The sequence below is a fragment of the Nostocoides sp. genome (assembly GCF_035343835.1).
Classification (GTDB): domain Bacteria; phylum Actinomycetota; class Actinomycetes; order Actinomycetales; family Dermatophilaceae; genus Nostocoides_A; species Nostocoides_A vanveenii.
The window spans coordinates 1-9,098 of record NZ_DAOQZV010000129.1 but is presented as its reverse complement, the minus strand read 5'-3'; the positions used below and the strand labels follow the sequence as shown (position 1 = coordinate 9,098).

9 protein-coding genes and 1 pseudogene are annotated in these 9,098 nt (G+C 68.6%); 4 read left to right on the top strand and 6 right to left on the bottom strand.

Going from position 1 to position 9,098, the window contains the following annotated elements; all coding sequences use genetic code 11:
* Positions 1-50 precede the first annotated feature (50 nt).
* Both hflX and PKH97_RS10240 read right to left on the bottom strand, forming a co-directional pair.
* Positions 51-1,553, bottom strand: a complete 1,503-nt coding sequence (gene hflX, locus PKH97_RS10245) for a GTPase HflX (RefSeq protein WP_324387309.1) — start codon at positions 1,551-1,553, stop codon at positions 51-53.
* Positions 1,554-1,626: 73 nt separating this feature from the next.
* Positions 1,627-3,339 (bottom strand): glycerol-3-phosphate dehydrogenase/oxidase, encoded by a 1,713-nt coding sequence (locus PKH97_RS10240; RefSeq protein WP_324387308.1) that lies wholly within the window; start codon positions 3,337-3,339, stop codon positions 1,627-1,629.
* A 95-nt stretch (positions 3,340-3,434) separates the two neighbouring features.
* On the opposite strand from PKH97_RS10240, the gene glpK reads away from it, so the two are divergent.
* Together glpK and PKH97_RS10230 are read left to right on the top strand one after the other, a co-directional pair.
* Complete coding sequence (glpK, locus tag PKH97_RS10235) at positions 3,435-4,961, top strand: glycerol kinase GlpK (RefSeq protein WP_324387307.1); 1,527 nt, start codon at positions 3,435-3,437, stop codon at positions 4,959-4,961.
* Positions 4,961-5,566, top strand: a complete 606-nt coding sequence (locus PKH97_RS10230; protein ID WP_324387306.1) for a methyltransferase — start codon at positions 4,961-4,963, stop codon at positions 5,564-5,566. The genes glpK and PKH97_RS10230 overlap by 1 nt, the downstream gene beginning before the upstream one ends.
* Here the strand turns inward: PKH97_RS10230 and dapF are convergent.
* From dapF to def, 3 genes are all read right to left on the bottom strand, one after another.
* Positions 5,550-6,416 (bottom strand): diaminopimelate epimerase, encoded by an 867-nt coding sequence (gene dapF / locus PKH97_RS10225; RefSeq protein ID WP_324387305.1) that lies wholly within the window; start codon positions 6,414-6,416, stop codon positions 5,550-5,552. The two genes, PKH97_RS10230 and dapF, sit on opposite strands and share 17 nt — an antisense overlap.
* A gap of 108 nt (positions 6,417-6,524) precedes the next feature.
* Positions 6,525-7,442: a tRNA (adenosine(37)-N6)-dimethylallyltransferase MiaA gene (miaA, locus tag PKH97_RS10220; protein WP_324387304.1), complete on the bottom strand. Its 918-nt coding sequence runs from the start codon at positions 7,440-7,442 to the stop codon at positions 6,525-6,527.
* The gene (gene def / locus PKH97_RS10215) at positions 7,432-8,004 is read right to left on the bottom strand and encodes a peptide deformylase (protein WP_324387303.1); all 573 of its coding nucleotides are present in this window, start codon (positions 8,002-8,004) and stop codon (positions 7,432-7,434) included. Before def ends, miaA begins: the two co-directional genes overlap by 11 nt.
* A gap of 145 nt (positions 8,005-8,149) precedes the next feature.
* Here def and PKH97_RS10210 point away from each other — a divergent pair, with 145 nt between their 5' ends.
* A complete protein-coding gene (locus tag PKH97_RS10210; protein ID WP_324387302.1) occupies positions 8,150-8,338 on the top strand; it encodes an antitoxin in 189 nt (62 codons plus the stop codon).
* Positions 8,339-8,508: 170 nt separating this feature from the next.
* Positions 8,509-8,850, top strand: coding sequence for a hypothetical protein (locus tag PKH97_RS10205; protein WP_324387301.1), 342 nt, complete (start codon positions 8,509-8,511; stop codon positions 8,848-8,850).
* A gap of 8 nt (positions 8,851-8,858) precedes the next feature.
* Here PKH97_RS10205 and PKH97_RS10200 read toward each other — a convergent pair.
* Positions 8,859-9,098, bottom strand: a pseudogene (locus PKH97_RS10200) (tRNA (N6-isopentenyl adenosine(37)-C2)-methylthiotransferase MiaB); the annotation flags it as partial.

Genomic DNA, 9,098 nt, shown 5'->3' with positions numbered 1-9,098 from the left:
GCCGGTTCAGCCCCGTCGAAAGGCCGGTTCAGCCCCGTCGAAAGGCCGGTTCAGCGGCCGATCGGTAGCTCCTGCCCGGCGGGCACGGCAAAGCGGGCTAGCTCGGCGGCCAGGTCGGCGTTGACATAGGCCTGGAGCCGGGTGCCGTCGGCAGTGTGATCGCTGCCCAGCAACTCGCCGGACTCGTGGATGCGCGAGAGCAGGTCACCGCGGTCATACGGCACGAGGGCGTCGACCGCGATCCGCGGGCGCGGCAATTCATCTGCAACCAGCACGATGAGTTCCTCGATCCCGGCACCGGTGTGGGCGGAGACGGCGATGGCGTGCTTCTCGTGCCGCAGGATCCGGTCGATCACCTCGGGGTCGGCGATATCGGCCTTGTTGACGACGATGATCTCTTTGACATCCGCGGCATCGACATCGGCGAGCACCGCTCGCACGGCGCTGATCTGGCCCTCCGGATCGGGATGCGACCCGTCGACCACATGCAGCAGCAGGTCGGCGTCGGCGACCTCCTCCAGGGTCGAACGGAAGGCGTCGATCAACTCGTGGGGCAACTGCCGCACGAAACCGACGGTGTCGGTCAGGGTGAACTCACGGCCATCGGATGTCTGCGCCCGTCGTACGGTGGTGTCCAGGGTGGCGAAGAGCTGGTTCTCGACGAGCACGCCCGCCCCGGTGAGCCGGTTGAGCAGCGAGGACTTGCCGGCGTTGGTGTAGCCGGCGATGGCCACGCTCGGCGTGCCGTGCGCCTTGCGCGAGTGGCGCTTGGTGTCGCGATGCGTCTTCATCTCGCGGATTTCCCTGCGCAGCTTGGCGATTCGCGAGTTGATCCGGCGCCGGTCAAGCTCGATCTTGGTCTCGCCGGGGCCGCGCGAGCCGATACCCTCACCACCCGCGACCCGGCCACCCGCCTGCCGGGACATCGACTCACCCCAACCGCGCAGTCGCGGGAGGAGGTACTGCAACTGGGCCAACTCGACCTGCGCCTTGCCCTCGCGCGACTTGGCGTGCTGGGCAAAGATATCCAGGATCAGTGCGGTGCGGTCGATGACCTTGACCTTGACGATGTCCTCCAGACCGCGCCGCTGCGAGGGCGCCAGCTCGGAGTCGCACACCACCGTGTCAGCACCCTCGGCGATCACGACGTCGCGCAGTTCGAGGGCCTTGCCCGAGCCCAGCCACGTGCCCGGGTCCGGTCGCTGACGGCGCTGCATCAGCCCCGCGAGCACCGTCGAGCCCGCCGTCTCGGCGAGAGCCGCCAACTCGCGCAGCGAGTTCTCGGCGTCCTCCGCCGTGCCCTCGGTCCAAACCCCGGCGAGGACAACGCGCTCGAGCCGCAACTGGCGGTACTCGACTTCGGTGACGTCCTGCAGTTCAGTCGACAGGCCCTGAACCCGCCGCAGCGCCGTCCGTTCCTCGCGATCGAACTGATCGCCGTCGCGGTCATCGACCTCGTATGCCGTGCTCGCCAGCGCACTCGCCCGCCGGCCGAAAAGATCGCGCTCGTCGGCGACCGGGGTGGTCGGGGAATCCCTGTGTGCCTCACTCATATGGCGTCCAGGTTCTCATGAACACGCAGGCAAGAGCCACCGAGATTCCGGACCAATCCTCGTCAGGCGCTGCTCAGCCGTCGGCGTCGGCCCAGATCCGGGCGTCGCGGGCGGAGGTTCGCTCGGCGTTGGCCTCCTGATCGTCCGGGGCCTGCTGGCTCTCGCGTTCCGCCTCGACCCGGCCGCGATAGAGGTCGACCTCGCGGGCGACCCGGGCCGCGTCCCAGCCCAGGACCGGCGCCACGAGGTCGGCCGCCGCCTGCGCCGAATCCACGCCACGACTCGGTGTCTCGATCGAGATGCGCGTGCGACGGGCGAGCAGGTCGTCCAAGTGCAAGGCGCCCTCATGGGTCGCGCCGTAGACGATCTCGACCTTGAGGTATTCCTCTGCCCCCGGCAGCGGCTCAGCAAGTGATGGGTCGGCCGCGAGCAGGTCGAAGAGCTCGTGCACGAGCGAGCCGTAGCGACCAAGGAGGTGGGTCAGCCGCCATACGGGCAGGTCGTGTTTGCGTGAGAGGCGATCGAGCTGGTTCATCAGCGCCGGGTAGCCGTCGGCGCCGAGCAGCGGGATGTGTTCGGTGACGCTGTCCGCGACACCGGGGCCGATATCTTCGCGTGCCGCGTCGATGGCGTCGGCCGCCATGACCCGATAGGTCGTGTATTTGCCGCCCGCGATCGAGATCAGGCCCGGCTGTGGGCGCGCCACCGCGTGCTCGCGGGAAAGCTGCGAGGTTTGCTCGTCCTCGCCCGACAACAGCGGCCGCAGACCGGCATAGACACCCTGGATGTCGTCATGGGTGATCGGGTTGGTGAGCGCCGAATTCACATGCGCGAGAAGGTAATCGATGTCTGCCTTGCTAGCCGCAGGGTGCGCGAGGTCGAGATTCCAGTCGGTGTCAGTGGTGCCGATGATCCAGTGCGTGCCCCACGGGATCACGAAGAGCACTGAACTCGGCGTGCGCAGGATCAGCCCGACCTCGGAGTTGATCCGGTCGCGCGCGACGACGATGTGCACGCCCTTCGAAGCCCGCACATTGAAGCGGCCGCGGCCACCCGCGAGGGTCTGGATGTCGTCGGTCCACACGCCGGTGCAGTTGATGACGACACTGGCCCTGACGCCGGTGCGGTTGCCGGTCTCGAGGTCCTCGACCTCAGCACCGACGATGCGTTCGCCGGCCCGGTCCAACTCGGTCACCCGCGTCGACGTCATCACGATCGCGCCGTAGGCCGCGGCCGTGCGCGCGACGGTCAGCGTGTGTCGCGCGTCGTCCATCTGCGCGTCGTAGTACAGCAAGGCGCCCGTATGCCCGTCCTTGCGCAGCGCGGGCACCAGCCGTTGGGTGCCGTTGCGGGTCAGTTGCCGGTGGCCCGGCACCGAGCGAGCGCCGCCCATATTGTCGTAGAGCGTCAACCCAGCCGTGACATAGGGCCGCTCCCACATGCGGTGGGTCAGGGGATAGAGGAAGGGCACCGGCTTGACCAGGTGGGGCGCCAGGCGGGTCAGCGCGAGTTCGCGTTCCTTCAGGGCCTCGCGGACCAGCCCGAAGTCCATCTTCTCCAGATAGCGCAAGCCGCCGTGCATGAGCTTGCTCGACCGTGAGGACGTGCCCGACGCGAGGTCGCGCTGCTCCACCAGAGCGACCGAGAGGCCGCGGGTCGCTGCGTCCAGGGCAGCACCGGCGCCAGTGATGCCGCCGCCGATGACCAGGACGTCGAACTCACGTTCGCCCAGGCGGCGCCAGGCCTTGGCCCGGTAGCCGGGATCGAGACGGGGTGGGGTCGTCATACGGCCATTGTCCCCAGCGGGCTAGGGTGCCCACGAACGGTGGCCGACGTGATTACCGTGACAGCGGGCGTGCTGAGGTTGAGAAGGAGTGTCCGGTGAGCAAGCGCACATACGTCCTGGCGATCGACCAGGGGACGACGAGCACGCGGGCGATGCTCTTCGACGCGGCCGGGACGATAGTCGCCGTCGACCAGCGCGAGCACCGGCAGATCCTGCCCCGCGCCGGGTGGGTCGAACACGACGGCATCGAGATCTGGGACAACACGCGCGAGGTCGTCGGCGGCGTGCTGGGCAAGGCCAATGTCAACCGCGGTTCGGTCGCGGCGGTCGGGATCACCAATCAACGCGAGACGACAATCGTCTGGGACCGCGCCACTGGGCAGCCGATCGCGAACGCCATTGTCTGGCAGGACACCCGGACCGGACGGCTGGTGCAGGAGCTCGCCGGCGACGAGGGACCGAACCGGTATGCCGCCCGCACCGGCCTGCCCCTCGCCACCTATTTCGCCGGGCCCAAGGCACGCTGGCTGCTCGATTCGGTCGAGGGGGCGCGGGAGCGGGCCGAAGCCGGCGAGTTGCTCTTCGGCACCATGGACACGTGGCTGATCTGGAATCTCACCGGCGGCGTGGACGGTGGTCTGCACATCACTGATGTCACCAACGCGAGCCGGACGCTGCTGATGGATCTCGAGACGCTGCAATGGGATTCGGACCTGTGCGCGGCCATCGGGCTGCCGATGGCGATGCTGCCCGAGATCCGCAGCTCGAGCGAGGTCTACGGAGTGTGTCAGCCGGGGTCGGGGCTGCTGGCTGATGTGCCGGTCGCCGGCATCCTCGGCGATCAGCAGGCGGCGACCTTCGGGCAGGGCTGCCTCACGCGCGGAATGGCCAAGAACACTTATGGCACAGGCAATTTCATGCTGCTGAACACCGGCACCGAGATCGTCCCATCCCGTAACGGGCTGCTCACGACGGTCTGCTACCGGCTCGGCGACGAGCCGGCGGTCTATGCGCTGGAGGGCTCGATCGCGGTCACCGGGTCGTTGGTCCAATGGCTTCGTGACAACCTCGGCATCATCGGGTCAGCGCCCGATGTCGAGACTTTGGCGCTGGGCGTCGCCGACAACGGCGGTGCCTACTTCGTGCCGGCCTTCTCCGGGTTGTTCGCGCCCTACTGGCGCCCCGATGCCCGCGGAGCGATCGTGGGCCTGACACGCTTCGTGGACAAGGGCCACATCGCGCGAGCGGCCTTGGAGTCCACGGCATTTCAGACCTATGACGTTTTGCAGGCGATGAACGCCGACTCCGGCGTCGACTTGACCGAGCTGAAGGTCGATGGCGGCATGACGGCCAATGACACGCTCATGCAGTTCCAGGCCGACCTGCTCGGTGTCGAGGTGATCCGGCCGGTGGTGGCCGAGACGACGGCGCTGGGCGCGGCCTACGCGGCTGGGCTGGCGGTGGGCTACTGGTCGAGTACCGGTGACATCCTGGCGAACTGGCAGGAGTCGAAGCGGTGGTCGCCGCGGATGGCGACTGCTGATCGCGATCGGCTGCTGCGCGGGTGGGCGAAGGCCGTCGAGCGGACCCTGAACTGGGTCGACGACGACGTCGAGCAGTGATGACAGAGCACTACTTTTCGGCCGAGCCGGCGACCGCGGAGAAGCAGCGGCGGATCACCGTCGAGTTGGCGGGCGCCGAGCGCGAGGTGACAGTGGCGTCAGGGATCTTCAGCCCCGACGGCATCGACCGCGGGACTGCGGTGCTGTTGCGTGAGGTGCCGAAACCGCCGGCGGCCGGGGAGTTCCTGGACCTGGGCTGCGGCTGGGGGCCGCTGGCGTTGACGCTGGCCCTGCTCGCCCCGGAGGCGCAGGTATGGGCCGTGGACGTCAACGAGCGCGCACTGGATCTGTTGCGGCGCAACGCTCTTGGGCTCGGCCTCTCCGGCGTGCGCGCGGGGACGGCCTCGTCGGTGCCCGACGAAGTACGCTTCGACCTGATCTGGTCCAACCCACCCATCCGCATCGGCAAGGCCGCATTGCACGACCTGCTGCGCACCTGGCTGCCGCGGTTGCGCGAGGGGGGCACGGCATACCTGGTGGTGGCGAAGCAACTGGGAGCGGACTCGCTGCAGCGCTGGCTCGCCGAGACCTTCCCGGCGTATGCCGTGGATCGCTACGCCACCGAGAAGGGCTTTCGCGTCCTGCGGATCAGCCCTCGAGAGTGATGGTGCCGTCGGCGACGAGGACCGCGGGGCCGGCGAGTTCGACGTGGTTGTCCGGAAGGAGGCGCACGCGCAGGCGGCCGCCGGGCACGTCGACCAGCCAGGTGCCGTCCTGATCGTCGCCGCCGGCCCACAGGTGGGTGGCGATCGCGGCCGCGCAGACGCCCGTGCCACAGGATTCGGTCTCGCCGACGCCGCGCTCGTGCACCCGCATGCGCACATGGCCACGGGCGAGCGGTTGGACGAATTCGACGTTGGTGCCTTGCGGCGCAGGGGGTTTGACGTCGGGCGCCTCGGTCAGGTTGAGCGCGTCGAGCTGCACCGTGGGCGGCACGGCAGCAACGGTGTGGGGGTTGCCCAGGTCAAGGCGCAGAGCGGAGAAGGGCTCGTGGCCCTCGAGGTGGACAAGAGAGTCCATACCGTCGGCTGCATGCTCGGGGTCGGTCAGCCGCCAGGCTCCCATGTCGACGACGACGGTCTCGCCGTCGAAGGTGATCTGCTTGACGCCCGAACGGGTCGCGACGCCGAAGCCGCTCTCGGGGGCGAGGCCCTCGCGGCGCAGATACGCGGCGAAGACGCGCACGCCGTTGCCACACATCTCGGCGATGCTGCCGTCGGCATTGCGGTAGTCCATGAACCATTCGGCCCGATCGGCCTGGGCGCGCACGTCGGGGTCGGTCGCGAGCCGGGTCGGTGCCACCCGGATGACACCGTCGCCGCCGATGCCCGAGCGCCGGTCGGCGAGCTTGGCGGCTAGTTGGGCGGTCAGGGCGAAGGTGCCCTCTCGGTCATCGAGCAGGACGAAATCGTTGCGGGTGCCGTGACCCTTGGTGAACCGCACGCTCGCAGGCATACGTCCATTGTCCCTTACCCACGAACGCGACCTAGACGCCTCGGGGAGCCGGCGAGGTGGCGCGCTGGCACCGCTGGTCCCGGAAACGCCGAGGCGGAAGAGCCGGGGCTAGTTTGCGGCCGCGACGACGGCCAGTGCCTGGTCGAGCAGGTCGGGGGTGCTCGCATCGAGCCAGGTGATCCGGGCATCGGGGCGGAACCAACTTTCCTGGCGGCGCACGAAGCGCCGCGTCGCCATAGTGGTCGCGGCAATCGCCTCTGCCGCGGTCAGCTCGCCGTCGAGTTGAGCCAGGGCCTGGCTGTAGCCGATTGCTTTCCGCGCCGTGCGGCCCGCGCGCAAACCCTCGCCCACCAAGCCGGCCACCTCGTCGACCAGCCCGTCGGCCCACATCTGCTCGGTGCGCCGGCCGATCCGCTCATCGAGCACCGTGCGGTCGAGCCGGAGCCCGATCACCATCGTGGCGCGGCGATACACCCGCTCGGGCAGCGCGGCGATGAAGGGCGCACCCGTGAGTTCGTTGACCTCGAGCGCCCGGACGACCCGCCGTGCGTTCGTCGGCAGAATGTGCTGCGCGGCAACCGGATCCACCTTCGACAAGCGCCGGTGAGCGGCCGCAACTCCGTGCTCCGCGGCATACGCCTCCCAACGGGCGCGCACGGCCGGGGCGGTCGGCGGGATATCCAGCGCATCGAGCGCGGCCCGCACATAGAGCCCCGATCCGCCCACGAGCACCGGCACGAGCCTCCGCGCCGCGATCGCGTCCAGATCTACCCGCGAATCCCGTTGGTAGACCGCGACACTCGCCTCATCGCGCACGTCCAGCACGTCCAGCTGATAGTGCCGTATGCCGCGGCGCTCCCCCACCGGCAGTTTGGCCGTCCCGATGTCCATGCCGCGATACAGCTGCATCGCGTCTGCGTTGACGATCTCGCCGCCCAGCCGCTCGGCGAGCTCGAGAGCCAGGGCTGATTTGCCGGTCGCTGTCGCCCCCACCACCGCGACGATCGGCGTGGGCTCAGTGGCCAAACGGATCCTCGTCCACACCGGGCATCCAGGTCTGTCCCGGTGCGCCCCAACCCTTTTCGCGGATGGTCTTGCGGGCCTTCTTCTGCAGCTTGTCATCGAGCCGGTCGACATAGAGGAAGCCGTTGAGGTGGTCGTACTCGTGCTGCATGCACCGCGCGAACCACCCGGTCGCCGTGAAAGCGATCTCGTTTCCCTCCCGGTCGAATCCGGTCACCTCGGCGCGCTCGCCCCGGCGCAGCGCGTAATGCAGACCCGGCACCGACAAGCACCCCTCGGACTCGTTGTCGGGATCGGGCTTGCCGTCCGCGGGACGGGTGGCACGGACATACGGGTTGACGATGACACCGAGCGGTGGCACACCGTCCTCGTTGTCCAGGTGCCAGGTGAAGATGCGCAGGCTCACGCCGATCTGCGGCGCGGCGAGACCGACACCATGGGATGCCGTTTGGGTCTCGAACATGTCGTCGATCAGGGTCTGCAGATCGGCGCCGAAATCGGTGACCAGGAGGGCGCGTTTGTGGAGCACCGGTTCGCCGGTGATCACGATGGGACGAACGGGCATACGCGACATTCTCTCGTATGCCGGCGGCCGTCCCGGACATTCGCAGCCGCGCCACAGTCGGGCCCCAGCACATTTTCAGGCTGCGGAGTAGTGTTCGTTACCGAAGCGTCAACCGGCGCTGCTCCCCGAGACAAGGAGGACGCTTATGGGCATGTTTGATGACATCAAGGGCAAGGTCGAAGACCTCGTTCATGGTCATGAGGACAAGGTCGAAGAACTGAGCGACCAGGGCATCGCGAAGGCCAGTGAGGCTGCGGACGGTGCGACGGGTGGCAAGTACGGCGACCAGATCGACGCCGCCGGCCAGAAGGCCGACGACATGATCGGCGAGTAGACCTCCAGACCCTTGCGTGGGCGTCGCGGACTGAATCAGTCCGCGGCGCCCACGACAATTTTCGTGACCCGGAGCAGTTGACCGGGCGCCAATCCCCCACCGGCAGCATGTGGTTGGTCTACTCGTGACCTGGGCAATGGCGCCCAGGACCGACACCGAGGAGTGATCCGATGGGCATGCTGGATGACATGAAAGACAAAGCCGACGACCTCGCGGACGACGGCAAGGACGCCTTCGGCGACGCGAAGGATGCCGTCGGCGACGCTGCCCGGGATGCCGGTGACGCCGCTGACGACGCGTGGGATGCCACCAAGGAGAAGGCAGACGATGCAGGCGACGCGGTGCGTGACCGGGTCGACGACCTCACCGACCGGGACAGTGGCGCCATGGACGACCTGGACCGGCCGACGCCGGAATGGGACGACACCCGTGACGACGTTGCCTCCGCGGACAACAACCGAGGGCTGGACGACGAGGGCAATCCGACCGGCGAGGACCCGCGCTTCGCTTGAGACGAGGGTTAAACCGAGCACCCCTGCTGGGTGACGCGGGACGGGGCCCCGAGCGACGGCATACCGAGTGACACCGGTGGCTTGACGCTCGGGGCTCCACGGCGTTCGCCGGCGTTGAGGGCGGCCCAGGCGTCGCCGCCGGGGGTGCGGCGCACGGCATACGGCCCGCCGGCGAGCGCGGCATCCGCGATCAGGTGGTGCGGGGCGCCATAGGTGACGGCGACGGTGACCAGGTCGCCGGGGCGGGC